This window comes from Eggerthella guodeyinii (assembly GCF_009834925.2).
Taxonomy (GTDB): Bacteria; Actinomycetota; Coriobacteriia; order Coriobacteriales; family Eggerthellaceae; genus Eggerthella; species Eggerthella guodeyinii.
On record NZ_CP063310.1, the window covers coordinates 3,889,555 to 3,914,176 of the forward strand.

General features: G+C 65.4%; 22 protein-coding genes. 6 read left to right on the forward strand and 16 right to left on the reverse strand.

The genetic code is table 11. The annotated features are described in order from the left end of the window. Positions 1 to 36: 36 nt before the first annotated feature. The 4 genes from tilS to GS424_RS16715 are packed head-to-tail and all read right to left on the reverse strand — an operon-like array spanning position 37 to position 5,711. Complete coding sequence (gene tilS, locus GS424_RS16700) at positions 37 to 1,152, reverse strand: tRNA lysidine(34) synthetase TilS (RefSeq protein ID WP_160941003.1); 1,116 nt, start codon at positions 1,150 to 1,152, stop codon at positions 37 to 39. Next, positions 1,152 to 3,815 (reverse strand): bifunctional diguanylate cyclase/phosphodiesterase, encoded by a 2,664-nt coding sequence (locus GS424_RS16705; protein ID WP_160941002.1) that lies wholly within the window; start codon positions 3,813 to 3,815, stop codon positions 1,152 to 1,154. Before GS424_RS16705 ends, tilS begins: the two co-directional genes overlap by 1 nt. Beyond that, positions 3,812 to 5,134, reverse strand: a complete 1,323-nt coding sequence (gene rlmD / locus GS424_RS16710) for a 23S rRNA (uracil(1939)-C(5))-methyltransferase RlmD (protein WP_342354565.1) — start codon at positions 5,132 to 5,134, stop codon at positions 3,812 to 3,814. The genes GS424_RS16705 and rlmD overlap by 4 nt, the downstream gene beginning before the upstream one ends. Further along, on the reverse strand, positions 5,061 to 5,711 hold the full coding sequence (locus GS424_RS16715) for a GntR family transcriptional regulator (RefSeq protein ID WP_160941000.1): 651 nt from the start codon (positions 5,709 to 5,711) through the stop codon (positions 5,061 to 5,063). The genes rlmD and GS424_RS16715 overlap by 74 nt, the downstream gene beginning before the upstream one ends. A gap of 814 nt (positions 5,712 to 6,525) precedes the next feature. On the opposite strand from GS424_RS16715, the gene GS424_RS16720 reads away from it, so the two are divergent. From GS424_RS16720 to GS424_RS16740, 5 genes are all read left to right on the forward strand, one after another. Beyond that, positions 6,526 to 7,302, forward strand: coding sequence for a dimethylarginine dimethylaminohydrolase family protein (locus tag GS424_RS16720; RefSeq protein ID WP_160940999.1), 777 nt, complete (start codon positions 6,526 to 6,528; stop codon positions 7,300 to 7,302). Between the two features lie 165 nt (positions 7,303 to 7,467). Further along, positions 7,468 to 8,934: a basic amino acid/polyamine antiporter gene (locus GS424_RS16725; protein WP_160940998.1), complete on the forward strand. Its 1,467-nt coding sequence runs from the start codon at positions 7,468 to 7,470 to the stop codon at positions 8,932 to 8,934. A 136-nt stretch (positions 8,935 to 9,070) separates the two neighbouring features. After that, on the forward strand, positions 9,071 to 9,442 hold the full coding sequence (locus GS424_RS16730) for a phage holin family protein (protein ID WP_154332424.1): 372 nt from the start codon (positions 9,071 to 9,073) through the stop codon (positions 9,440 to 9,442). 192 nt (positions 9,443 to 9,634) lie between these two features. After that, on the forward strand, positions 9,635 to 10,123 hold the full coding sequence (locus GS424_RS16735; protein ID WP_160940997.1) for a CidA/LrgA family protein: 489 nt from the start codon (positions 9,635 to 9,637) through the stop codon (positions 10,121 to 10,123). Between the two features lie 4 nt (positions 10,124 to 10,127). Then, positions 10,128 to 10,826, forward strand: coding sequence for an LrgB family protein (locus GS424_RS16740; RefSeq protein ID WP_160940996.1), 699 nt, complete (start codon positions 10,128 to 10,130; stop codon positions 10,824 to 10,826). 498 nt (positions 10,827 to 11,324) lie between these two features. Here GS424_RS16740 and GS424_RS16745 read toward each other — a convergent pair whose 3' ends face one another. After that, entirely contained in the window at positions 11,325 to 12,497 is a 1,173-nt protein-coding gene (locus tag GS424_RS16745; RefSeq protein ID WP_160940995.1) for an iron-containing alcohol dehydrogenase, read from the reverse strand. A 98-nt stretch (positions 12,498 to 12,595) separates the two neighbouring features. On the opposite strand from GS424_RS16745, the gene GS424_RS16750 reads away from it, so the two are divergent. Beyond that, complete coding sequence (locus GS424_RS16750) at positions 12,596 to 13,099, forward strand: hypothetical protein (RefSeq protein WP_160940994.1); 504 nt, start codon at positions 12,596 to 12,598, stop codon at positions 13,097 to 13,099. Positions 13,100 to 13,141: 42 nt separating this feature from the next. Here the strand turns inward: GS424_RS16750 and GS424_RS16755 are convergent, their stop codons facing one another. From GS424_RS16755 to GS424_RS16805, 11 genes are all read right to left on the reverse strand, one after another. After that, a complete protein-coding gene (locus GS424_RS16755) occupies positions 13,142 to 13,792 on the reverse strand; it encodes a TorD/DmsD family molecular chaperone (RefSeq protein ID WP_160940993.1) in 651 nt (216 codons plus the stop codon). Further along, positions 13,777 to 14,469 carry a ferric reductase-like transmembrane domain-containing protein gene (locus GS424_RS16760; RefSeq protein WP_160940992.1) on the reverse strand — a complete coding sequence of 231 codons (693 nt, stop codon included), beginning with the start codon at positions 14,467 to 14,469 and terminating at the stop codon, positions 13,777 to 13,779. The genes GS424_RS16755 and GS424_RS16760 overlap by 16 nt, the downstream gene beginning before the upstream one ends. A 90-nt stretch (positions 14,470 to 14,559) precedes the next feature. Then, positions 14,560 to 15,183, reverse strand: a complete 624-nt coding sequence (locus tag GS424_RS16765; RefSeq protein WP_160940991.1) for a 4Fe-4S dicluster domain-containing protein — start codon at positions 15,181 to 15,183, stop codon at positions 14,560 to 14,562. A 2-nt stretch (positions 15,184 to 15,185) separates the two neighbouring features. After that, on the reverse strand, positions 15,186 to 17,654 hold the full coding sequence (locus tag GS424_RS16770) for a molybdopterin-containing oxidoreductase family protein (protein ID WP_160940990.1): 2,469 nt from the start codon (positions 17,652 to 17,654) through the stop codon (positions 15,186 to 15,188). A gap of 187 nt (positions 17,655 to 17,841) precedes the next feature. Then, positions 17,842 to 18,801 (reverse strand): slipin family protein, encoded by a 960-nt coding sequence (locus tag GS424_RS16775; RefSeq protein WP_244977603.1) that lies wholly within the window; start codon positions 18,799 to 18,801, stop codon positions 17,842 to 17,844. A gap of 14 nt (positions 18,802 to 18,815) precedes the next feature. Beyond that, positions 18,816 to 19,223, reverse strand: a complete 408-nt coding sequence (locus GS424_RS16780) for a GntR family transcriptional regulator (protein ID WP_160940989.1) — start codon at positions 19,221 to 19,223, stop codon at positions 18,816 to 18,818. Between the two features lie 69 nt (positions 19,224 to 19,292). After that, a complete protein-coding gene (gene nrfD, locus GS424_RS16785) occupies positions 19,293 to 20,129 on the reverse strand; it encodes an NrfD/PsrC family molybdoenzyme membrane anchor subunit (RefSeq protein WP_160940988.1) in 837 nt (278 codons plus the stop codon). Positions 20,130 to 20,488: 359 nt separating this feature from the next. Then, positions 20,489 to 21,283 (reverse strand): ZIP family metal transporter, encoded by a 795-nt coding sequence (locus GS424_RS16790; RefSeq protein WP_160940987.1) that lies wholly within the window; start codon positions 21,281 to 21,283, stop codon positions 20,489 to 20,491. 543 nt (positions 21,284 to 21,826) lie between these two features. Beyond that, on the reverse strand, positions 21,827 to 22,342 hold the full coding sequence (locus tag GS424_RS16795) for a ferritin (protein ID WP_154332435.1): 516 nt from the start codon (positions 22,340 to 22,342) through the stop codon (positions 21,827 to 21,829). A 148-nt stretch (positions 22,343 to 22,490) separates the two neighbouring features. After that, positions 22,491 to 23,675: a hypothetical protein gene (locus tag GS424_RS16800; protein WP_160940986.1), complete on the reverse strand. Its 1,185-nt coding sequence runs from the start codon at positions 23,673 to 23,675 to the stop codon at positions 22,491 to 22,493. Between the two features lie 322 nt (positions 23,676 to 23,997). Further along, positions 23,998 to 24,384, reverse strand: coding sequence for a hypothetical protein (locus GS424_RS16805; RefSeq protein ID WP_160940985.1), 387 nt, complete (start codon positions 24,382 to 24,384; stop codon positions 23,998 to 24,000). Positions 24,385 to 24,622: the final 238 nt, after the last annotated feature.

A 24,622-nucleotide genomic window follows, 5' to 3' on the forward strand; every position in this document is an offset into this window, starting at 1 on the left:
GTAGCGCAACCCCGGCGCAAGCGCCTAGCGCGAATGCTACGCGCGCTTTCTTCGGGCCCGGTAGGCGGCCATGGGCTCGATGCGCACGCCGTGCTTGTTGGCGCTGACCGCGAGGTCGCCCTGGATGTTGGTCACGTAGCCGCCGCGGGGCTTGCCGTCCGCCCCCTCGTCGAACGCGGCCAGCACCGCCTCGACCGAAGCCGTCTCCACGCGGGCGTCGCGCCCCAGCATCAGCTGCAGGGCGCGCAGCACGGCGCGGCGGCGCAGCGGCAGCGGCTCCGCGCCGAACGCGGGGGCCAGCACGCAGCCCGCGCCGTAGTCGTCGCCGAGCGCCTCCACGTGGCCGGCCATCAGCTCGTCCACCATGCGTTCAAGCATGTCGTCCTCGTCGGCGATGAGGTTCATGGTGCGGCAGAGCACCTCGAGCAGCTGGGGGTTGCGCTCCTTCGCGCGCGGGACGATCTCATGGCGCACGTAGGCGCGGAAGCGGTCGGTATGCGCGTTCGTCGCGTCCTCGCGCCACAGGTTGCCCTCGCCGTCGCAGGCCACGGGCGCGCCGGCCTGCTCGCGCTCGGAAACGTACGCGCGCAGCTCCTCGCGGCTCGCATCGAGCAGCGGGCGCACCACGGGCCCGTTGCGGTACTTCATGGCGCGGAACCCGCCCGGCCCCGTGCCCACGATCGAGCGCATGTAGAAGCTCTCCACGCGGTCGTCGGACGTGTGCGCCGTGAGGATGCGGCCGTCGGCGAGCGGCGCGGCCGCGTGAAGGCACAGGCTTTCGAGCGCCTCGTTCGCGGCCAGGTAGCGCTCGCGGCGGGCGACGGCTTCCACGTTCTCGCCCGTGCGCCGGGCCTCGCCCGCGATGTCGATGTCGCACGAGAACAGCGGGATGCTCAGCAGCTCGGCCAGCCGGGCGACGAAGCGCGCGTCGTCGTCGGCGTCGGCGCCGCGCAGCTGGTGGTTGACGTGCAGCATGGCCAGCTGCCCCAACATTCCTCGTTCCCGCAGGTCGCAGGCGATGTAAGCGAGCGCCGTGGAGTCCGATCCGCCCGATACCATCAGCAGCGCCGGCGTATCGGCGTCGGCCAAAGCGCGCGCCGCCAGCACCTCCCCCACGCGGTCGACCAGCGCGTCCGTCCGTGCGGCAGCCATCACGCATGCACCTCCAAGAACCTCCGCTCGAATTCGCCTTCGGGCAGGGGGCGTCCGAACAGGAATCCCTGGATGTAGTCGAGCCCCATGCCGCCCACCACTTCGTACTCCTCATCGGTTTCCACGCCTTCGAGGCACACGCTGATGCCCACGGCATGGCACAGTTCCACCACGAACTTGATGAACGTGGCATCGAACGTGCTCGTCTGGATATCGCGGATGAAGGCCCGGTCGATTTTCACGATGTCGGCGGGCGAGGTCTTCAGCACGCCCAGCGACGAATAGCCCGTGCCGAAATCGTCCATGGCCACACGCACGCCCTGCATGCGCAGCTGGTGGAACAGCTGATGCGTGGCCTGGGCATCGTCGGCGAAACGGCTCTCGGTCATCTCCACCACGAGGCTCTCGGGAGGCAGCCCCGCCTCGTGCAGCGTGTCCACGATGAGCGGCACGAGGCCGTCCTCGTCAAGCTGGCGATACGAAAGGTTCACGCTCATGGTGAACGTCGGGATCACCTTTCTCCAGCGCCTGCACGTGTCCACGGCATGCTGCAGCACCCACGTCCCCATCGGCACGATGAGGCCGCTCTCCTCGAGCAGCGGGATGAACTCGAGCGGCGACAGATCGCCGTACGCGTCGCAGCGCCAGCGCGCGAGGGCCTCGGCGCCCACGACCCGTCCCGTGGCGGCTTCCACCTGGGGCTGATAGCACAGGCTGAACCCCTTGAACCCGTTTTCCACGCTGTCGCGCAGCAGCTCCATCAACTCGAGCTCGCGCGTGCGCTCGGCCAGGATAGGCTGCGAGAAGTTCACGCAGCGCTTCTTGCCGTGCCCCTTCGCGTACTCCAGCGCGTAATCGGCGTACTTCACGAGGCTCTCGTACGTCTCGGCATCGCCGGGGTACTGCGCGATGCCGCCGGACAACGTGCAGTAGAACTTGCGGCCCTCGTGGTCGTGTTGCCGTTGGAACATGCCGCCCAACTGGGCGTACGCTCCGCGCAGCACGTTGACGTCGTCGTTGATGATCACGGCGAACTCGTCGCCGTCGAGACGGTACACGCGCGCCTCCTCGGGCAGCGCGCTCTGGATGCGCTGCGCCACGAACCGGATGACCTCGTCGCCGAATGCGCGGTCGTAGCGGTCGTTGATATGCCGCAGGTCGTCGATGCCGAGCACCATGAGGCTGATCGTCTCGCTCGGCGCCGTCTCCATGCGGCGTCGCAGGTCGTCCTCGAACTCGAACCTGTTGAACAGGCCGGTCAGCGGGTCGACCTTGCTCTTCTTGCCCAGGTTCGTGATGAACCCGGCGAACAGCAGCGGCTTGCCCTTCGCATCGAGGATGAGCCGGCCGCGGCATCGCAGGCGCACCCACTCGCCCTTGCGGTTGATGGCGCGGTACTCAATCCAGTGGCGCGTGGTGCGCGCGTCGGTGATTTCCTGGTTCGATTCGAGAAACGCCTGCTTGTCGTCGGGATGCACCTTCGAGCCCCACACGGCCGCCGCGTTCTCCACCACCTCGGAGGGCAGGTCGAACTCCTCCACCATGGCGCGCGGATAGCGGAACACGCCGGTTTTCATGTTGCACACGTAGAGGTAGTCGTCAGTGCTCTCGACCACCGCGTCGTACAGCTTGCTCTCGTCGTACGAGAACGCGCTCAGGTCGACCGATACGCCCCTTCCCGACTGCTCGGCGCTGATCAGCGCGTTGATGTTGCGGTCGATATGGTAGCGGCGCTTCTCCTCGTACATGCGCTGGTCGGCCAGGGCCAGGGCCTCGTACAGCTCGAGCGGCGCCGCGGGGTCGATCTCGGCGATGCCGAAGCAAAATCCCATGTCGTACGGGGGATCGGTGCGACGCGGGAGCGCGGTGAGCGCCGTGCGGGCGCGTTCGACCTTCACGCGCGTCGAAGCCGCGTCGCCCAGGAACACGCACACGAACTCGTCGCCGCTCAAGCGGAACCCGTAGTCGTTCGGCCCGAATTCGGACCGCATGGCGTTCGCGGCCGAGCGGATGAGGTAGTCGCCCTCGGCGTGACCGTACTGGTCGTTCACGTCTTTCAGGCGGTTGATGTCGTACAGCACGATGGACACGTCTTCGCCCTCGACCGCAGCGCGCGCAAGCGAGAGGCCGAGGCGCTCCTTGCCGGCGCGGCGCCCCATCATGCCGGTCAGCTCGTCGGTGTTCGCCGACACGAGCGCGGTGATGTCCACCGATTGCTGCAGGTGCACGCGCGACCCGTCGATCCATTCCACCAGGCTGTCGTAGTTGCGGTACGTGCGGCCCGTCACGGGGCTCTCTTCGTCCCACTCCACAAGCGGCGCTTCGCTTCCGCAGCTCAACAGCTCATCGACGGGGCAAAACGCGCAGCGCTCGGTCAGGCCGCGCTGCAGCACCTGCCAGCACACCTTCCCTTCGGGGTTCTCCACGCCGTAGTCGTGCTTCATGAACCCGTTCATATACAGGATGCGGTCGGTGTTCGGGTCCGTCACGTAAATGCTCGTGCGCATGCCCTCGAGCACCGTGTCGAACACGAAGCTGTGCAAGTCGGTGACGCCTCCGTGGTTGTCGTCGGCGGTCAGCGGCGCATCGTGCCGCATCATCGGAGCGGCCTCGTCAGACTGCTCGCTCGGGGCAGACGATCGCTTGGGATCGCGCTCGCTCATCGCTGGCTCCTTTCAGGGGCGCCTTCTTCGCGCTCCACGAGCGCAATCGTTTCGACGTGATCCGTATGGGGAAACATATCCACCGGCTGCACCATGCGCACGGCATAGCCGCGCTCCCGCAGGAAGGCCAGGTCGCGCACGTGTGTTTCGGGGTTGCAGGAAATGTACACGATGCGCTGCGGGGCCAGCGTCGCGGCGGCGGCGAGGAACTCCTCGCTCGCGCCCGCGCGCGGCGGGTCCATGAGCAGCACGTCGACGGCTTCGCCCGCGGCGGCGCGCTCGCGCATGAACGCCCCCGCGTCCCCCACTACGAACTGCGCGTTCTCCACGCCGTTGTGCTTGGCGTTCTCGCGCGCGTCGCGCACGGCCGACGCCACCGTGTCCACGCCGATCACCTGCCGCGCGCCGTGCTTGGCCGCCACGAGCCCGATGGTGCCCGTGCCGCAGTAGGCGTCGATGGCGCACTCGGCGCCGGTGAAGCCCGCCATCTCGATGGCCCGCTCGTACAGCACTTCGGTCTGCACGGCGTTCACCTGGTAAAACGATTGCGACGAGATGCGGAAGCTCAACCCGCACAGCTTGTCCAGGATGAAGCCCGGGCCGTACAGGGTCTGCTCGCGCTCGCCGAGGATCACGTTGGTCTGGCGCTCGTTCACGTTCTGCACGACCGACGTGATGCGGGGGCAGCGACGCACGAGCTCGCGGCAGAACGCACGCGACGCCGGGAACGTGCGGCCGTTCGTCACGAGCGTGACGAGGATCTCGCCGCTCGTGTGGCCGACGCGCACCACCGCATGGCGCAGGAATCCGGAGCCCGCGTCCTCCCGGTACGGCTCGATGCCGAAGCGCCCCATGAGGTCGCGCACGGCTCGGATGATGCGTTTGGCCTCCTCGTTCTCGATGAGGCAGCCGTCCGTGGGGACGATGCGGTGCGACCCGGCCGCGTACATGCCGCAGAGGATTTCGCGGCGCGGCTTCTGACCGCGCTTCGCGGTGCCGCCTTGCAGCTTGCGCCCGGGCGCGTAGGGAGACACCACCTTGTTGCGGTAATGATAGGGCTCGTCCATGCCGATGATGGGTCGCAGCGCGGCCGGATCGGCCACGTCGGCGAACAGGGCGGCCACGCGCGCGTCCTTGCCCGCGAGCTGTTTCGCGTACGGGACGCCGATATGCTGGCAGGCACCGCACTCGCGCTCGACGGGGCACGCAGACGCCGTCGACGCAGGACGCGGGGCGGGCCGCACACTACCAGACGAGGAACTTGGCATTGTCGATGCTCCAATGGACGTCGCGAATGAACCGCTGCAGCTCTTCCCCATCGTGCAGCTCGAACAACCTGACGATTTCGGCGTGCTCTTCGTTCGCCTTGCGCAGCAGGCCGTCCAGCTCGTCCTCGCCCACATTGGCGTACTCGCGCTTCATGAAATAGCGGTTCATCTGGTGTATCAGGCCGATGAGGCGCGAGTTGCCGCACTTGCGCACATAGCTGTCGTGGAAGTCGTGCTGCAGATCGTCGTACTTCTTGAAGAGGCCCTTGTCGATGGCCAGCTGCATGGAGCCGTGAAGGAACTGCAGCTGCGCGATGTCATCCTCTGTCATCTCGTCGACGGCGAGCAGGGCGGCACGACCGTCGAGCGGCCCGATGATCTCCACGATCTCGCGGGCGCTGTCCTCCGTCACGCGCTTGACGGAAAAGCCTTTGCGCGGCACGTTCTCGAGATACCCGTCGGCGGCAAGTTGGATGAGCGCTTCGCGCACGGGCGTGCGGCTGACGCCGAGGGCATCGCATATCTGCTGCTCGCTGATCTTATGGTCGTCGGCGAGGGTGCCGCCGTCGATGAGGTCGACGATGTGGTCGTACACATGGTCCTTGAGCGATCGGTACTCGTTCGTCATATCATCCGCCTGTCGTACAGCTATCGTGTATACTAATATACCACAAGCGCTCGGGCGCGTTCGCGAGCGGCTGGCCCGCGTGCAGGGAGGGACCCGCCGCGCGTGCGCCCGCATCCCTCCCTGCACGCATGGCCGTCGAAGAGCGCCGCAGCGTTTCAGCAGCAGAATCCGTTCGAAGTAAGCACTTTTTTCGTTTTGCGCACCCAGGAGCATTGAATGGGCGAAACGGCTGGGTGGGTCATTGCAGCAAAAACCTTGTGACCTGGGTATATGCAAAACACCCTTGAAAGCCTCCGGGAGCGAACAAGCGAAAATAGGGGCCGAAGCCTTTGCATGGTACGCAAAACGTAAAAATTGCTTGGAACTCCGCGATTTCCGCGTCGAACCGCCACCGATGCATGACCGACCGGGTGCATGCGCCCGATAGCGCAGGAGCCGCTTCGAGACCGCGGCAATGGGGGCGATGGGGGCGACCCGGGCCCCGCCCCCATCGCCGCCTTCTTCGTCGCCGTTCTCTTGAGCGGCTCCCGCTCCCTCGTCGGCGCATCCCTCTTCCCCGCTCCCTCTTCCCCGACCCCCTCATCGCCTCGCTTTTCACCGCCCCATCGTCACCCCCATCTTCGCCCCTCTCATCGCCCCCGCCCCTATCGCCGTCCCTCTTCCCCGCCCCCTGTTCACTCCTCCCTCGTCGGCGCATCCCTCTTTTCAACGAATTCCAAAAACTTTCCGCTTCCCCTTGATTGTATACAATATACAGAATACAATGTGCGGCATAGGAACGAACGGAAATAATCTCTTACGAAAGGATTCCGTTATGACCAAGTTCTCCAACGTCATCGTCCGCCGTCCTGCCAAGTCCATGGTCGAGGGCATCACCTCCGCCCCCGAGCTGGGCAAGCCCGACTACGAGCTGGCGCTCAAGCAGCACGACGACTACATCGCGGCCCTCAAGGAGTGCGGCGTCGAGGTGACCGTCCTGCCCGCGCTCGAGCAGTTCCCCGACTCCTGCTTCGTCGAGGACCCCGCGGTCATCACGCGCAAGGGTGCCATCATCACGAACCCGGGCGCCGACAGCCGCAACGGCGAGAAGGACGAGATCGAGCCGGCCGTGCGCCAGTTCTTCGACGACGAACACGTGAAGCACATCGTGAGCCCCGGCACGCTCGACGGCGGCGACGTCATGATGGTGGGGGACCACTTCTACGTAGGCCGCTCCGCCCGCACGAACGAAGAGGGCCTGCGTCAGTTCTTCGAGATCCTCGAAGGCTGGGGCCTCGAAGGCTCCGAGGTGCCGCTGGAGTACGTGCTGCACCTGAAGACCGGCGTGAACTACCTGGAGGACGGCAACATGCTGGTGTCCGGCGAGTTCGTAACGAAGCCCGACTTCGAGCAGTACAACCGCATCGAGATCCCCGAGGACGAGGCGTACGCCGCGAACTGCATCTGGGTGAACGGCACCGTCATCGTGCCCGAGGGCTACCCCACCGTGCTGAAGGCCGTGCAGGACGCCGGCTACGAGACGCTGACCGTGGACACGTCCGAGTATCGCAAGCTCGACGGCGGCCTGAGCTGCCTGTCGCTGCGCTTCTAACCTGACGGGTTTCTGCGGCCGACGCCGCAGAAACCCTCTTCCCCTCTTCACATCGCCGCATACGGCGCGCTGCGGCTTCGCCCGGCGCGCCGTTCCATATTCGACGCGCGCACCGCACCGTGCCGTGCGTCAGCATTCCCTTCGACCCCTTTGAAAGGAGGGGCTATGTCGAGCGCTGCCTTGAAAGCCTCCGACAAAGGCCAGATCATCGACCCGAACGGCCTGGACCTGTTCCGCCTCACCATGATGGTGATCACGGCCAGCATCTGCGGAGGCATTTTCGCGCTTGCCGGCGACATGGCCGCGGGCGGCGCCAGCACCGGTGCCGTGCTCATCAGCTGGGCCATCTGCTTCGTCGGCGTGTTCTCGCTCATGATGTGCTTCAACGGGCTGTCGCAGGCCCGGCCCGACCTCACCGGCGGCATCTACGCGTACGCGGCGGCGGGCTTCGGCGACTTCGTCGGGTTCAACTCCGCCTGGGGCTACTGGGTGTCGGCATGCCTGTCGAACGTGTCGTTCGCCATCCTGCTGTTCTCGGCGCTCGGGTACTTTTTCCACCCGTTCGAAAGCGGCAACAACCTGCTGTCGTGCGTGTGCGCCTCGGCGTTTCTGTGGCTGCTCGTGTGGCTCGTGTCGCGCGGCGTGAAGGAGGCGGCCGGCATCAACGTCGTCGTCACCATCGCGAAGCTCGTGCCGCTGGCGCTGTTCGTGCTGTCCATCGCGCTGCTAGGAAAGTTCGATCCCGCCATCTTCATGGAGAACTTCTGGGGCGAGCCGGGCGGACCCGACCTGGGACAGCAGATCGTCTCCACCATGATCGCGCTCGTGTGGGTGTTCACCGGCATCGAGGGCGCCGTGGTCATCTCGGGACGCGCGAAGTACGCCCGCGACGTGGGCCGCGCCACGGTCATCGGCTTCATCTCGGTGTTCGTGCTGTACCTCATCATCTCGCTCGAAAGCATGGGCGTCATGCCGCGCGAGCAGATGGCCCAGCTGGCCACCCCTTCGATGGCCGGCATCCTCGAGCACGCCATCGGCCCCGTCGGCGCGGGCATCGTGAACCTCGGCGTGGTGCTGTCGCTGCTGGGCGCGATGCTGGGCTACGTGATCATCGCGGCCGAGACGCCGTTCGAGGCTGCGCGCCAGGGAGTGTTCCCCAAGTCGTTCGCGCGCACGAACAAGAACGGCGCGCCCATCGTGACCGTGCTCATCTCGGCCGGCATCACGCAGCTGTTCCTCATCGTGTCGGTGTTCTCGTCGTCCACGTACCAGTTCTTCTACGCGTGCGCCGTGTCCACCATCCTCATCCCCTACGTATGCTCGGCGGCCTACTACATGAAGATCGCCTGGAAGAAGGAACGCCTGACGCCCGACCAGGTCAAAAAGGCGCGCGTGTTCGGCACCGTGGGCTTCGTGTACACGGTGTTCCTCGTGTGGGCGGCCGGGTTGGTGGGCATCATGATCACCACCATCCTGTTCGCGCCGGGCATCATCGTGTACGCCCTCGGCCAGCGCGAGCGCGGCGAGAAGATCCTGCCGAACGTGGCGGACAAGGCGATAGCCGCCGTTATCGTGGTGCTCATGGTGGTGTCGATCGCCCTCATGGCCACCGGCACGATCCAGGTGCTGTAACGTTTCGCCAGCCCGGCGGCCCGTGCGCACGGGCCGCCGGGGCATGCGGTTTACGGCTGCGTGACCGATAAGCCCCCTGCCGATGACGGCGTGCTATAGTAGTGCGGTTGTATCGCCGCATATCAAGGAGCACGTCATGAACTTCATCATCCGCTGGCTCGTCACCGCTATCGCCGTGGGCGTGGCAGTGTGGATCGTCCCCGGCATCGAGCTGCTCGGCGGCTCCGACGCGTGGGTGGGCATCGCGATCTTCGGCCTGATCCTGTCGCTGATCAACATCAGCATCAAGCCCATCATGCAGGTGCTCAGCCTCCCGATCAGCGTGATCACACTGGGCATCTTCTACCTCGTGGTGAACACGCTCATGCTGTACATCGCCGCGTGGCTGGCGAACGGGATATTCCAGGTGGGGCTTGTCATCGACTCGTTCGGCAGCGCGTTCGTGGCGTCGATCGTCATCAGCATCGTATCGGCGCTGGTAAACGCGTTGGTTGGCAACAAGGACTAGCATCCGACCCCCTCTGGGCCGCGGGCGGCACCGTCGAAACTCGACGGTGCCGCTTTCGTTTTGCGTGAATTCTGAGTGCAGCGCGCCCCTGCGCCCAGGAGCAGCCGTACAATAGGCGCGACTAAGACGGGCGGGTCGCAGGCGCAGGGCGAAGAGCCGCGCCGATCCGCATACTGGTGAGGAATTCGAATCATGGAACAGCTGACCGACGCCGCTTCGGGCGTCTCCGGGTGCGCCTCCGCGCCCTCTCCTAACGATGCCTCGTGGCGGACGAAGGCCGGACGGGCCGGCAAGCGCGGGGCGCGCCTCGTCGTGCAGCTCGGCGTGGTGGTGGCGGTGTACGCCGCGGGGTGCGCGTTGGCTTCGGTGCTGCCCGTCCAGCTACCGGGCAACATCGTGGGGATGGTGCTGCTGCTCGCGCTTCTGGGCACGGGCTTGCTGAAGGCTCGCCATGTGGGCGACGCGTGCGACTGCCTGCTCGACAACATGTCGCTGTTCTTCATCCCGGCCGGCGTGGCCATCATGGGATGCTTTTCCCTACTCGAGGGCAATGCGGCGAAGTTCGCGCTCGTGTGCGTGATCACCACGGTGCTCGTGTTTTTGGCGACGTCGTACACGGTGATGCTCGTGTCGCGGCTGCTGGCGAAGCGCGATGCGCGCACGGCCGACGAGGAGGCGTAGGCGCATGGACCCGATGGTGTACCTTGCGCTGACCCTGGCGCTGGGAACCGCGGCCTCGTTCGCGGTGTTCAAGCTTTCCGTGCTGCTGTACGAGCGCGTGAAATCGCCGCTGCTCAACCCCCTGCTGGTCACCGTCGCGTTCATCATCGCGGCGCTCGTGGCGCTGCGCATTCCCCTGGAATCCTACGAGCAGAGCGTGCAGCTCATCTCGTTTCTGCTGGGACCGGCCACCGTGGCGTTGGCGTACTCGGTGTACCGGCAGCGCCAAACGCTCAAGGACCATTTCGTCCCCATCTTCGCCGGGTGCCTCGTGGGCTCGGTCGTGTCCATGACGAGCGCCTACGCACTGTGCAAGCTGCTGGGACTCGACGACACGCTGGCGCTGTCGTTCATCCCCAAGTCGGTAACCACACCCATCGCCATCGCGGTGTCGCAGCAGCTGGGCGGCATCACGTCCATCACCGTGGCGGCCGTCATCGTCACCGGCATCCTGGGCGCCATCACCGCACCGCTCATGGCGCGCCTGTTCCGCGTGCGCGACGGCATCGCCAAAGGCGTGGCCATCGGCACGTGCAGCCACGCGGTGGGCACGACGAAGGCGCTCGAGATGGGCGAGCTGGAAGGCGCTATGAGCGGCGTCTCCATCGCGGTGTCGGGCCTGCTGACCACCGCCATCGTGATCATAGCAAGCTGCTTTTTGTAGGGACGGGCGCAAGCGAGAGACGCGGGAGCTGGACAAGGGCGCTGAATTTCCGTGGGACGCGCGTGCAATCCGCGTTGGAAACGCCGGCAAGCCGCGTGGGATCCGCGTTGGAAGCGCGCAGGTTCCGCGCGAGATCGAGGCGAATCCGCGCTGGATCTGCGCCATCTGCGCGTGAGGCCGCGCTGATATACTGGTAGGCACGAAGCGCGGAGGCGGCGCGGCACCACACCCCTTTCCACCAGATGCTCCCGAGAGAGGGACCGTTCGGAGGGAGGTGGACGCCATGACCGTTTTGGCCTTGCTCGCGGCGATCCTTGAGTTCGCTTCCAGTTTGCTGGGGTTTTTGACCGCAATAATGGAGCGGCTCCCGATCCGAAAGGACAAGGAGCCGTAACCAAGTAGCCAAACCGCCGAAGCGATTCGAGAGCCGTGGGGAGAGTAAGAGCTCCCTGCGGCTCGCCTTTATTATACGAGCAGACGCTTCAAAAGCAAGCGCGATTACTGCGCGATCTTGTAGATCTCGCGGGCGTCGTCCATGGTGAGCTTCTTGAAGCTGCCGAAGGGCTCGCCCTTGTTCTCCTTGAGCGTGGGGATGAGCTTCTCGATGTCGTCCTCCTCCACGTCGAGCTCCGCCAGCGTGAGGGGCATGCCGAGCGAGGCGAAGAACGAGCGCGTCTCGTCGATGGCCGACAGCGCATCGGCGTCGACGTCGCCGGTGGGCGCCAGGCCGAACACCTCGCGGCCGTAGTGGGCGAAGCGCGCCGGGTTCTCAGAGTAGACGAACTCCATCCAGGCCGGGAACATCACCGCGAGGCCCGCGCCGTGCGTGATCTCGGGATAGAGCGCCGACAGCTCGTGCTCCAGGCCGTGCGTCGCCCAGTCCTCGTGGCGGCCGACGCCGGCGAGACCCTGATGGCACAGCATGCCCGCCCACATGACGTTCGCGCGCGCATCGTAGTTCTCGGGCTCCACCATGACGCGCGGCGCCTCGGCGCGCACGGTCTTCATGAGCGACAGGCACAGGTTGTCCGTCACCGGCACCGCGCCCACGTCGTCGAAGAAGCGCTCCAGCAGGTGGCAGAACATGTCGGTGAGGCCCGCGGCGGTCTGGAACGGCGGCAGCGTGAACGTGAGCTCGGGGTTCATGAAGGCGAGCTTCGGGCGCTGCGCGTTGTTCGGGTAACCCGACTTCATCTGCAGCTCGTCGTTCGACACCACCGTGTTCTTCGACGCCTCGCTGCCGGCAGCCGGGATGGTGAGCACCACGGCGATGGGCAGCACGTCGTTCGTCTGCCGTTTCGTCTCGAAGAAGTCCCACACGTCGCCGTCGTAGTGCGCGCCCACGGCGATGGCCTTCGCCGAATCGATGACCGAGCCGCCGCCCACGGCGAGCACCCAGTCGATGCCGTGCTCCTTGCACAGCGCCACGCCCTCGCGCACAAGCGTGATCTCGGGGTTCGGGCGCACGCCGCCCAGCTCCACATGCTCGACGCCCGCCGCGTCGAGCGACGCCTTCACGCGATCGATCAGGCCGCTTTTCACCGCGCTCTGCCCGCCGAAATGCAGCAGCGCCTTGCGCGCCCCGCGCTCGGCCAGCTTCGCGCCCACCTGCTCCTCCGCGCCTTTGCCGAACACGAAGTGGGTCGGCGACACGAATTCGAAGTTCTCCATAGACGATCCTTTCCGCAGTGCGTTCACGTCCCGTTGATTTTTCGTAGTGCAACGTATCGTATACTACTACCAGCGATACTCTCAGGAAAGGATACCCTATGCCGAACCCCGATGCGCGGTTGGTGAGAGGTGTAAGCATCGCCGTGATCGTCCTGTCAGCGTTGGCGCTTGCAGGATGTCTGCTGTTGCTCGTCGTGCTGGGCATCGGCGGCGCCGTGTTGAGCGACCCCGGCTCGTCGTTCATCGTCGCGCACAACGACCCCGGTTTCGTCGAGAGGTTCTCCTCGAGCTCCGACGCGGAAGCTGCCGCCATGCTCACGGCCCTCGGGCTGGGCTTCGCCAGCATCGGCGTGATCTGGCTGGTCATCTGCCACGGCGTGGTGCTGGTCGCAGGCATCATGGGTCTGCAGGCGTCCGCGCGCCCCGAGAAGCTGGGCACCGCGTTCGGTTGGGCCATCGCCGGCGCCGTGCTGTCGCTGCTGGGCGGCAACCTCATCACCATGGCGCTGCTCATCATTGCGGCCGTGTACCTCAACAAGCTGCGCACGCCGCCCTACCAGCCGCAGGCGCCGATGCCACCCGTGCCTCCTTACCAGCCGTAACGAGAAGCGCCTCCGAATGCGGAGGCGCTTCTCGCGTGCCTGTTACGCCGTAAGAACCTTCAGCAGCTCGGCTGCATCGCGGTAGAATGGGAGACGCGTTTCGGCGGCCACCGCGGCGGCGAAGCCGGGCGCCCACACCGCCACGTGCTCGGCCAGGAAGGTCTCGTACGCCGCCTGCGGCGATCCCCCGGGCAGGTCCGCGCTTGCAGGAAGCGGCGACTCGTCGTCCAGCGCGATGCCCAGCGAGCGAAGGGCGAGGTGCTCAAGCAGCTCGCACTCGGTCGCGATATGATCGAGCGGCTCGTTCGTCCCCTCGGGCCTGGCCAACCCGCACGACTTCATGAAACGCTCCACCGCCATCGAGTGCGGGTTCACGAACAGGAGCGCCTGCACGCCTTCCTCCTCCGCGCGCCGCACGCCCTCGTAGGGGCTGACCGCCGGCTGGGGCGAGCCCACGAACAGGCGCGTCGCCTCAACGCGCAGCGCCTTCAAATCCTGCACGCTCTCGGCGTCGCCCGCGCCGAACGATTCCGGCAGCTCAAGTCCCAGCGCTTCCGCGACCTCGCGCGCCGCATCGGTCCACTCGCCGGACGCCACCGCCTCGGCAAGCTCCTCCGTCGGATACCGGAAGCTGAACGCCGCCAGCTCCCACGCAGCCGCACGCGCCTCGCCGCCGTTCATGTCGTCAACCATGTGTGCCCTCCTCTTTTGTCAGCCCAAGCTCGTCTCACGCGCGCAACCGCGTAGGACGCGTACACCATACCGTAAAACGCGAGCGCCGCCGACGCATCCGGCGACCCCGCCGCAACGGGTACCATCATATAGCCAAGCATATGGAAGAATATCAGCGCGAAGAACGCATATGCTAGCCATTGCACACGCTTCCACGAATTCGCCTTCATCGCACGCTTGACCGCTTGCAGCGACGTGACCGCGAGAACGGCCAGCAGCACGATGAGCACCACGGCGATCCCCAACGACGCGATCACGGTCGGCCTGAGCGAGCCGAGCGTCCCCACCATGCCCGCGTAGCTCGCCAGGTACGGGACGACATGGGCGACCATCAGGATGGTGGCGACGATGGAGAGCTCCCCGCGCACAGGCTGCAAGGCCTTGCGCACGGCCGAACCGTCCCGAAACGCCCCCACGAACATCACGATGGCGAGAAACGTGAATCCCACCTGCCCCTTTTGTATCGCGAACGCCGCCGCGCGCACGAAGCCGTCGGCAACGGGGTGGTACGTGAAGTACACGCCGAAGCACGCCGTCGCTGCGGCAAGCACGTAGAACGCCGACGGGCGCGCCTTGATGGCGTTGTGGAACAGCGCCACGAACGCGACCGAAAACGCCAGCGAGATCACTTGACTCATGATTGCACCTCCTCACGCCACGTGCTGCTTGGGTGGGCGCCCCGCCCGAGGAGGGAGGGAAGGTCGGGCGGGGCGCCACACGCGCAGCATCTAGCGCAGCAGATAGACGTTCGGACCGGTGCCCGCATCGGCCAGCAGCTGCTCGGCGTTGCTTTGGGCAGCCAGCTTCGCCACCTCGGAATTCGGATCGTCCAAGTCGCCGAAGAAGCGTGCGCGACCGGGGCACACCTCCACGCAGAACGGCACGTCGCCGTCCTTCACGCGATGGTGGCAGAACGTGCATTTCTCGGCCGTGCCCGCCAGGTGCGCGGGGGCGTTCGCCGCGCCGAAGGCGAAGTCGGCGTACTGCACGGGGTCGCCCTCCTGCAGCGAGCGCACGCCATAGGGGCAGGCCTCCACGCACAGGCCGCAGCCGATGCACTTCTCGGCATCGATCATAACGATGCCGGTTTCCTCGTCTTTCCACGTCGCGCCCGTCGCGCACACCGCCACGCAGGCCGGCTTGTCGCAGTGCTGGCACGACAGCGTGTAGGACGACATGCTCATCTCGCCGCCGTACGTGCCGGCCGGAGAATCGGGGTTCTCACCGCCCTCGTTCACCACTTTGTTCCACCACATATCCTGCGGCAGATTGTTCTCAACCTTGCATCCCACGACGCACGTGCTGCACGCGATGCACCGCTTGACGTCGATAACCATTCCGTATTGCGTCATCGTTACTCAGCTCCTTCCCAAGCGCGAATGCCCACCAAGCAGTCCATGAAGCTTTGGTTGACCAGCACGGCGTCGGTCTCGCGCGAGAGCGGCTCGGACCAGCCGCCCGCCACGTGCTGGTCGGATTGCCAGCTTTTCGGGTACACGAGGGTGCCCGGACGGATGGCCTCGTTGTACACGAGCTTGGCAACCGCATGGCCATGGTCGTTGTAGCATTCGACCAGCACGCCATCGGCCAAACCGGCCTCGGCGGCATCGGCCGGGTTGATCTTCACCGTAGGCTCCGGATCAAGCTCGCGCAGGATGCGGTTGTACGACCACTGGCCGTGCACGCGGAAGCGCGGGCGCTCGGACATGAGCACGAACGGGTACTGCTCGGCCAGCGGGTTCGTCGGCCACGCCTCGCGGGGCTCGAACCAGGTGGGAAGGTGCTCGCGCGACAGGTCGGGCGTCTTCCCCGTCACGCCGTACGGCGTAGGCTTTTCGACGTAGAACTCAGCGCGGCCCGACGGCGTGGCGAACGTGAGGTCCTGCCACTGCATGAAGTAGTCGCCGTACGCGTGGATGGCGTTCTTCTCGCACAGCGCGTCGTACGTGATGCCCTGCTTCGCGGCCAGCTCGCTGTCGAAGTACTCGCGCAGGAACGCTTCGTTGCTGTCCGGGAACAGGTTGTCGTCCAACCCGAGCGCCGTGCCCAGCTTGCGCATGATGTCGAGGTCGCACAGCGCCTCGCCCAAAGGCTCGATGGCCTTCTCGGAGTGGATGAGGTGATAGGTGTTGCCGCTCGTGATGGCATCCTCGTACTCGAACCAGTGGGCGCACGGCAGCACGTAATCGGAGTAGCGCGCCGTGTCGGTCATCATGTAGTCCACGGTGACCACCAGCTCGAAGTTGGCGAAGATGTCGTCGCGCAGCGCGTTCGTGTCGCACCAGGTGCACAGCGGGTTGCCCGAGTACACCCACAGCGCCTTGGGCGTGATGGGAGCGCCGAGGTACTGGCCGCTCGCGAACACTTCGGGCATGTTCATGTACGCGATGGTGGGCGAGGTCGCCGGCGTTGCGGGCGAGGTCGCGGCCTTGTTGCCGCCCGCCCACGACATCCACACGGCCGAGCTGTAGTTCGCGCCCGGCTTGCCCAGCTGGCCGGCGAGCGCCGCCATCGTCGCGCCTGCGACGTGAGGAGCAAGGCCGTTGTCGTAGGCCTGCGTGCCCCATCCGACGCGGTGCGTGACCGGGCCGTCGCAGGCGAGGCGCGCCAGCTCGACGATGGTTTCCTCCGGCACGTCGCACATCGTGGACGCCTGCGCGGGGGCGAACTTCTCGATCTCGGCTTTCAGCAGGGTGAACGCCGTATGCACGGCGATGCCTTCGACGTCGAACGCACCCTCGATCGCCGCGTTGGCCACCGTCGAGAGCTCGGCGGCGGCACCCGCGTCCTCGTCCCACACCGCGTACGGGTCGATGATCGCCGGCTCGCCGGTCGTGGGGTCGATATCGCCCTTCGTGGGCTCCACGCCCAAATCGCTCATGCGCAGGAACAGCCCGTCGGCATCCTTCACCAGGAACGGAGCCACCGTATGCTGCTTGATGAAGTCCCAGTCGACCAGGTCTTCCTCCAGCATGACATACATCATGGACATGATCAGCTGCAGGTCGGCGCCGGGGCGGATGGGCACCCACTTGTGCGACTTCGCGGCCATCTGCGTGTAGATCGGGTCGATGCAGATGACGTTCGCGCCCGCCTCGATGGCGTCGGCGACGAAGTGCCAGTCGTGGATCTGCGCATCGGTCAGGTTGTTGCACCACAGGAACAGGTTCTTCGCGTTCACGTAGTCGCGCTGGTCGTTGCCGGGCCACGGCGAGCCGCCGTACCCGAACACGCGCATGATGCCGTACATGTTGCCGGCGTCCAGCGGGCCGCTCATCGTGGACGCGTTGATGGTGCCGAACAGCTTGCCCGGCGTGCCGCTCGTGGCGTGGTACACGCTCGAGCCCGAGGTTTTGAAGATGGACGAGTCGCCGAACTCCTCGCGATAGCCCTTGATCTTCGCGGCGATGTCGTCGATCGCCTCGTCCCAGCTCACGCGCTCCCACTGGTCGCTGCCGCGCGCGCCCGTCTGCTTCATCGGATACAGCACGCGATCGGGATGATAGATGTTCTCATTGCTGACCAAGCCGCGCAGGCAGATGCGGTTGAACTCGGGACTCGGAAAATCGGCCGGAGCCGTTTTCACCAGCTTGCCGTCGCGCACCGTAGCGGTCATCATGCAGGTGTTGAAGCAGTTCGGACGGCAGCACACGTTGAAGTGCTCCTCGTTGACCTGCTGCGTTTCGGCCGCGCCGTCGTCGGAGCCCGATGTGCTCGGCGCGCACCCCAGTGCCGTGCCGGCCCACACCCCTCCTGCGACAACCGCCGTCGACTTCAGAAAACTCCGCCTCGTGAGGCCTGACGTTTCATTCGTCCAAGACATGTCTCCCCCTTCGAAATCCAGGGCGAACGCGCATGGGTCACCACGCACGCACGCGTTTCGAGAACCCTCTTGCCGTGTCAGGATTGGCCAACCCCTCTAGTTTTCATATGAAAACACTTTTCATATGAAAACTCAAGAGGCTACGGGGGATTGCATTATTCTAGTTTTAGATGATTCCCCACTCAGGTTATTTCACAGGCTTCGGGGAAGACGCTTCGCTCACCTTGTCGGCGAACCCCTCGTTCCACGAGCTGGGCACGACGACCGTTCCCTTCCCCTCCTTGACGCCCTCGTAGAGCAGGTACATTTTCCGCAGTTCAAGCGCCGTATCGTCGTCGTAGGTGTGCGCGTAGCGCTCGATCATCGCCGAGATTTCCGGCTCGGCTTCCATGAGGATCAGGCGCGCTTTCTTCTTCTGCTCGGCCTGCGCCTCCAACGACATGACGTCCTGCAACTCTTCGGGCAGCAGGATGTTGCGCACCTCCACCGACAGCACCGTGATGCCCCATTCCGACACCTTCTCCTCCAGCAGCCGCTTGAGTTCGCGGTCCAGCTGATCGCGGCGCGCCGTCACCTCGGCGGCCGTCGCGCGGCCGATGGCGTCGCGCAGGATGGTCTGCGCGGAGAACAGCAGCTGGTTGGCGTAGTCGTCCACCGCGACGCATGCGCGCTCGGCATCGTGCACCATCCAGAACACCACCGCGTCCACGTCGAGGGGCACGAGGTCGGTCGACAGCGTCTCCTCCGCACCGAACGCCGTGGTGCGGATGCGCACGTCGATGCGCATCGTGCTGTACTCGATGAACGGGATGGTGAAGAACAGCCCGGGTCCCTTCACGCACTTCAGCTTGCCCAGGCGCATCACCACCATGCGCTCCCACTGCTGCGCGATGTGGACCGACGATGCCACCACGATGGCGGCGAAGACGGCCACGGCGATGGCGAAGAAGCCGATCTTGCCGCTGGCCAGGTAGAATACGCAGCACACGACCAGGAAAGCCGCCACGATGATCATCGCTTGGAGGAAGTACACGCCGTTGCGCGACGCCCGCTGCATCGGGTCGCCCTCGCCCGGCGGCGCCACCGTCACGCGGCGCGGCTTCCCGCTGCCGTTCTCCCTGCCCTCGTCGTTTCGTTTCATCCCCATGAACGTCCTCCCCCTTACTCGTGCGACGGATACGTGCCGGCCTCTTGCTCCAGTTTGCGGACGCGCGTCCTCATGGCGGCCTCGATGTCGCGGTTCGACAGCCCGATATCCGTCAGCGCGGCGATGCACTCGTCGAGCGCTTGCTCGATCGCATCAGCCTGTTCCCTGCTCTCCCCCGCGTCGAACCCGTTGACGAACGCGCCCACGCCGCGCTTCGACGTGATGTAGCCGTCGTTCGCCAAGCTCGTGTACACCTTGCTGACCGTGTTGTAGTTGATCGAGAGGTCGATCGCCATCTCGTGGATCGTCGGCAGCTGGTCGCCCGGCTGGTAGTGCCCCGAGTTGATCAGGTACACCAGGCGGTTGCGCAGCTGCATCCACAGAGGCACGCGGCTTTCTTCGTTCTTCTCGAAGTGAAACACGATCGGTTGTCCTCATTCCCCGCTTATCTCGCACCTGACTATCTGTCGTGATCAGAGTACACCAACGGCTCACGCCGCCGCCAGAATACACCACCGCAGCACGAACCCGCCCACCAGCACGAGCGCCGCCGGAACGAACGGATGGACGCGGAGCGTGGGCACCTTGCGCGCCAGCACGTACAGCACGATCGGCGCGACGATGCCGATCGCCACGAGGCCGGCCCAGAACGGGACCGCCGCGCTTCCGCCGATCAGCCGCCATGCCGACGCGGGTGCATCCTGGAGGCTCGCCAGCACGAAGGCCGCCAGCACGAGCAGCTCCACCACCAGCACCGCCGCATCCGCCAGCGCCACGCGACGCATCGCGGGCGCGAAGCTGTCCCACGTTCTCGTGGCGACGGCGCTCAGCGTGACGGCCGCCGCGCCGCACGAGAGCGACGATGCCAGAAACAGCGGGATGAGCAGCGGCGATCGGAAGAGCGGCACGCCCGAGAACGCCATGAGCAGCAACGCGGTGTACGTCATGACCGCGCACGCCAGCACGAGGTGGACCGCCGCGACGATGCGCATCGCCAGCGGAGGAACCGGGAACACCCGCAGCCATGCCAGCCCCGAGAACACCCCGCATAGGATGGTGGCCGCCAGCGTGTAGGCGCCCACCGACACCACCGAAAGCGTGGGCTCGGTGAGGAGGATCAGGATCTCGTCGGGTCGCCTCATGTCGGCGAGCAGGCAGAACGCGCCCACCGTGCACACGGCCGAAGCGATGAGGAACCCGAAGCCGAACAGCCGCCGCGGCGCGATGCCCGCACGCTCCGTCGCGAAGCCCAACACGTTCAGCACGCAGCAAGCCCCCGCGCCCATACCGCCCAGGAAGAGATATGCGACGATCAGGTTGTTGAACATGGGCCACGTTCCCGCTTCGACGTACACGACAACGCGATTATAGCAGTCTGCCAGCCAACAGCGACCCGCCACGCGAGCACGCCGGCTCGCGCGTTTCCTGCAAGGTTCTCGAGTTATGCACCCCTTTGGCAACCCCGCTGGGCGCTCGGAAAGAGAGCCGAGCTCGAAGCGTGCGCAAAATCCCAGGTGAATCTGCTCACTTCGGTCACGGAACCCCCGCTGCCCGCCGAGAGAGGGTGCATAACTCGACGACAGGTCATTTTTAGGCCCTTTTCAATGACAGAGGGGTGCATAACTCGACGACCCGGCACGGCGCCGCCGCTCCGGACGCCGAGCACGAACGCCTGGCGCGCGGCACCTTACCCCAGCGCCACGTCCAGGATCATCATCACGAGGAAGCCGGCCATCACGCCGAGGGTGCCGGCGTTGGAGTGCTCGCCCAGGTGCGCCTCGGGGATGAGCTCCTCCACCACGACGTACATCATGGCCCCGGCCGAGAACGCCAGCATCCACGGCATGTACGGCGAGATGAGCCCCGCGAACAGCACCACGAGGATGCCGAACACAGGCTCGGCCAGACCCGACAGCGTGCCCAGCGCGAACGCTTTCGGCGCGCTCATGCCTTCCTGCAGCATGGGCAGCGCCACGGCCGCGCCCTCGGGCACGTTCTGGATGCCGATGCCGATGGCCAGCGCCACGGCCATGCCGAACATGCCCGGATCGCCGCCGTTCTGCGCCGCCATGGCGAACAGCAAGCCCACGCTCATGCCCTCGGGGATGTTGTGCAGCGTGACGGCCGTGAACAGCAGCGTCGGACGATCCCACTTGCTGGGCAGGCCCTCGGGCTTGCTCTCGCCCGGATGCAGGTGCGGCAGCAGCTGGTGCAGCACCATGAGGAACACCACGCCGATGGCGAAGCCTCCCGCTGCGGGAATCCACCCGATCTGCCCCGCCTCCTCCGCGCGCTCGATGGCGGGAATGAGCAGCGACCACACGGACGCCGCCACCATCACGCCTGCGGCGAACCCGAGAAATACCTGTTGAAACACCATGCTGTTGCGCTTGCGGAACAAGAACACCGAGGCGGCGCCCAAGGTGGTCATGAGAAAGGTGAAGCCGGTTCCGCCGGCGGCCCATAACAAAGCAGTTTGCATTACCTGCTCCTATCGTATTCGTTCGAAGGTGCGTATCGGCGCAGCGGTGCCGTGGTCGGCGTCGCGCCATTCTGTGGTACCAGCACAGTGTACGCCAATAAACGATGACGGCCTCGATGCTTTTTCCCAGCGTTACCTACGCGCATACCAGCGCCGAAACACAACGAGACCGGGGAGTGATCCCCGGTCTCATCGAAAGGAATACCGACAGTACCGCTTGGCTGAAAGCCTACTAGCCCATCGCTTTCGCGATGTTCGTAGCAATACCTTACGAGACTGTTTACTTGGCGAAGATAGTCTTTATTCGTTCGTATTGCGATTTTTTTATCAACTGTCGGACAACGCAGATTGTACGCTCTTTTGTTCTCCTTGCGAACCCCCGCAAGCGTTTTTGTGCAGGTGAACAACCAAATCGTTGCTATCCGTCACCCCGCCGTCAACGCCTTGTTGAAGCCGGGTAAGGGGCTCGCTTGTCCTCCGGGCGCAAAAAAAAACGCCCCCGGTTGGCCGGGGGCGTTTTTGGCGGTGAAGTACGGTGCGCGCTTACGCGGTGGCCAGAGGGCTCGGGACGGAGTAGACGCGCGCGGCGTTTTCCTGATCGAGGTCGTAGAGGGCCTTCGCGTCGGAGCCGAACAGCTTCATGCGCGTGATCATCTTGTCGGCGTTGTCCTCTTCCTCCTGCTGCTCCTCGATGAACCAGTCGAGGAACTTCATGGTGCGGTAGTCCTTCACCTCGGCAGCAGCGGCGTAGATGTCGTTGATGAGGCTCGTGACGTACTTCTCGTGCGTGAGGGCGGCCTCGAGCGGCTCCAGGAAGTTGGTGAACTCCTTGTCGGGCTGGTCGATGGCCAGCAGCTTCACCTTGCAGCCGTTCTCGTGCAGGTAGTTGCGGAAGATGAGGGCGTGGTCGCGCTCTTCCTTGGCCTGGATCTCGTACCAGTTGGCGAAGCCTTCGAGGCCCTCCTCCTCGTAGTAGTCGGCGAAGGACAGGTACAGATACGAGGAATACAGCTCCTTGTTGATCTGATCGTTCAGAAGTTCATACACGCGTGCGTCCATGGGCATCTCCTTCTTCGTTCGTTCGGGGAGCGAACCGGTAATGCACCCCGTTTCATCTGCATATATGATAGCGCTCCTCCTACTTGCAGACGAGATTGGCGCCCGTGCTCGCGTCAAATCAACACAGCGCCGATGGCGCGGCGCGCGCCTATTCGAGCTCCTCGACCAGGTCGAGCAGCTCGTCCTCCGCGCCCGCCTCGCGCACGGCTTCGCACACCCCGTGACGGCGCCCCGCGGCCGCAACCATCTCGCTCAGCACCATCGCCACGAGATAGACCGACAGCGCGCTCGACCACAGCAGCTGCGCCTGGCCGCCGAACAGCTGGAACGCGATCATGCCCGCCGCCACGCTGGCCGCGCAGCTGGAGCAGAACGCGGCGAACACCTTGGAAAATCCCACCTCGGAGCTTTTCGCCATCCACAGCAGCACCACGAGGCCCAGCACGTTCATCAACGCCACGCCCAGATAGGAGGCGACGGAGAACAGCATCGACCCCGAAAGCGCTCCCGTCGCGTTGACGAGGGGGCACGCCAGCAAAAGCGCCGCCGAAACGGGGAGCGCCACGCGATAGAACACCTGGAGGATGCCGTCCGTCGCGCGCGAAGCGTGCGCGACGACCCACCACACAACGACGGTGAGCAGCAGATACGCCACCGGCTTGAAAGCGACGTTCACCGGGCCGGCGTCGACGCGCTCGGTCCACAACGTCAGGCCGATGGTGAAGAAGTTGAACATGAGCCCGGCAACCGCGGCCCAGCCCTTCTGCATGACCTCGCGCATCGTTTCGAGCGGTTTCACCACGACGGCGCTGCGCAGCCCCACCTTGATCTCGTCGGCCTGCACGATCTGGCTTGCCAACAGCGGCAACGCACCGCACGACACCAGCACGAGCATGCCGAGGCAGAACAGGAACGGCGTGCCGGCGTGCGACACCACGAACCACCAGCACGATGCCGCCAGAAACGCCAGCATGGTGTTGAGCAGCGCGCCCTGGTAGGAGAACAGGCGGTAGTAGCGCCCCCATTGGCGCAGCAGGCACGTCAATCCGAAGCCCAGAAACAAGCCGGCCCCCACGGCGCTCACCTCGATGGGAAGCACCTGGTACAGCAGCGCGCACAGCACGCCCGCCACCGATGCGAGCAGCCCCGCGCCGATCGACCAACGCCGCTTCTCCCCGTCGTGCGCCGAAACGAACACGACGACGCACAGCACCACCACGCCCGCAAGGAACGAGTGGATGAACAGGTCGGACGCGCCTTCGATCGCATAGGCGCTCAGCAGCAGGTTGTCGGCGTGCAAGCACAGCGCGAACCCGGCCAGAACGCAGGACATAGCGAGGCCGACAGGCGACCATTCGCGAGCATATTTCGTGATACCGTTGATCAGATTACCCTTCCATGAAACGCCTTATTATAGTGCAAGCACGGCGAAATCGCAGGTAACAGATGCGGGCGAACACTCTCGGCGAAATACGGCAAGAAGCTCATCCTGGATGATGTTTTTCGTCGTGCCATATTCCTATAGCGACAAAAAGCGGCCTGTACTCAACCGCAACCTACGGCGGCACGCCCTACGGGGCCCACCGCCCATCCGCCCGTGACCGCCAGCGACTACCAGGTGACCTTCTCCCTACCCGGTTCGGCCATGCTCGACTTCACGATTGGGCAGACGCCGCTCGTCTCCCGTGCCGAGGGTGCCACCATGCGACGCGGGCAAGCCGGTCCGCCAGACTCTTGAGCACCGGCTCCACCGCTGCTCCCTCGTCGGCCACCACGCGGAAGAACCGGTACGCGGCGACAGCCGACAGCACCTCGGCGAACACCGCCACCGCCTCGTCCTTGCGGCCGAGCGCCCAACGCGATTCGGTCGCCTGCGCGCTGGGAGGCCTCGACGAAGGCCAGCTGTTCGAGCCGGGCGTGGGCGTTCCTTTCGCGACGATTGGCGCGAGTATGGACGCAACCGACGTTCCTTGGGGCACGCAACGGCTGCGCCCCTCCACCTGGAACGTCGAGCTATTGAGCGATTCCGGCGCTACCGCCATCGCCGACGGCTCGTAGACGGCACCCCCCCTCTCGAGGAGGTGTTGCCCACGGACGGCATGGTCGCGATGGCACCTATCGTTTGACGGCAACGTTCGCTCGCGAGCGCTTCGAGAACGGGGGCTGGGTGGACGCCGACGCGCCCTGCCCTGAGCCGAACGCTCACGATCCACGACCAGCATGTGATCACGGGGCTGGAAGAACCTGCGGAGCCGGGCGCCGTACCCGACGGCGGCTCGA

Bases quoted from the DNA above. Each gene is read 5' to 3' on its own strand.
- tilS (WP_160941003.1), bottom strand. From the start codon at position 1,152: ATGGCTGCCGCACGGACGGACGCGCTGGTCGACCGCGTGGGGGAGGTG.
- GS424_RS16705 (WP_160941002.1), bottom strand. From the start codon at position 3,815: ATGAGCGAGCGCGATCCCAAGCGATCGTCTGCCCCGAGCGAGCAGTCT.
- rlmD (WP_342354565.1), bottom strand. From the start codon at position 5,134: ATGGGGAAGAGCTGCAGCGGTTCATTCGCGACGTCCATTGGAGCATCG.
- GS424_RS16715 (WP_160941000.1), bottom strand. From the start codon at position 5,711: ATGACGAACGAGTACCGATCGCTCAAGGACCATGTGTACGACCACATC.
- GS424_RS16720 (WP_160940999.1), top strand. From the start codon at position 6,526: ATGACCAAGTTCTCCAACGTCATCGTCCGCCGTCCTGCCAAGTCCATG.
- GS424_RS16725 (WP_160940998.1), top strand. From the start codon at position 7,468: ATGTCGAGCGCTGCCTTGAAAGCCTCCGACAAAGGCCAGATCATCGAC.
- GS424_RS16730 (WP_154332424.1), top strand. From the start codon at position 9,071: ATGAACTTCATCATCCGCTGGCTCGTCACCGCTATCGCCGTGGGCGTG.
- GS424_RS16735 (WP_160940997.1), top strand. From the start codon at position 9,635: ATGGAACAGCTGACCGACGCCGCTTCGGGCGTCTCCGGGTGCGCCTCC.
- GS424_RS16740 (WP_160940996.1), top strand. From the start codon at position 10,128: ATGGACCCGATGGTGTACCTTGCGCTGACCCTGGCGCTGGGAACCGCG.
- GS424_RS16745 (WP_160940995.1), bottom strand. From the start codon at position 12,497: ATGGAGAACTTCGAATTCGTGTCGCCGACCCACTTCGTGTTCGGCAAA.
- GS424_RS16750 (WP_160940994.1), top strand. From the start codon at position 12,596: ATGCCGAACCCCGATGCGCGGTTGGTGAGAGGTGTAAGCATCGCCGTG.
- GS424_RS16755 (WP_160940993.1), bottom strand. From the start codon at position 13,792: ATGGTTGACGACATGAACGGCGGCGAGGCGCGTGCGGCTGCGTGGGAG.
- GS424_RS16760 (WP_160940992.1), bottom strand. From the start codon at position 14,469: ATGAGTCAAGTGATCTCGCTGGCGTTTTCGGTCGCGTTCGTGGCGCTG.
- GS424_RS16765 (WP_160940991.1), bottom strand. From the start codon at position 15,183: ATGACGCAATACGGAATGGTTATCGACGTCAAGCGGTGCATCGCGTGC.
- GS424_RS16770 (WP_160940990.1), bottom strand. From the start codon at position 17,654: ATGTCTTGGACGAATGAAACGTCAGGCCTCACGAGGCGGAGTTTTCTG.
- GS424_RS16775 (WP_244977603.1), bottom strand. From the start codon at position 18,801: ATGGGGATGAAACGAAACGACGAGGGCAGGGAGAACGGCAGCGGGAAG.
- nrfD (WP_160940988.1), bottom strand. From the start codon at position 20,129: ATGTTCAACAACCTGATCGTCGCATATCTCTTCCTGGGCGGTATGGGC.
- GS424_RS16790 (WP_160940987.1), bottom strand. From the start codon at position 21,283: ATGCAAACTGCTTTGTTATGGGCCGCCGGCGGAACCGGCTTCACCTTT.
- GS424_RS16795 (WP_154332435.1), bottom strand. From the start codon at position 22,342: ATGGACGCACGCGTGTATGAACTTCTGAACGATCAGATCAACAAGGAG.
- GS424_RS16800 (WP_160940986.1), bottom strand. From the start codon at position 23,675: ATGTCCTGCGTTCTGGCCGGGTTCGCGCTGTGCTTGCACGCCGACAAC.
- GS424_RS16805 (WP_160940985.1), bottom strand. From the start codon at position 24,384: ATGGCGGTAGCGCCGGAATCGCTCAATAGCTCGACGTTCCAGGTGGAG.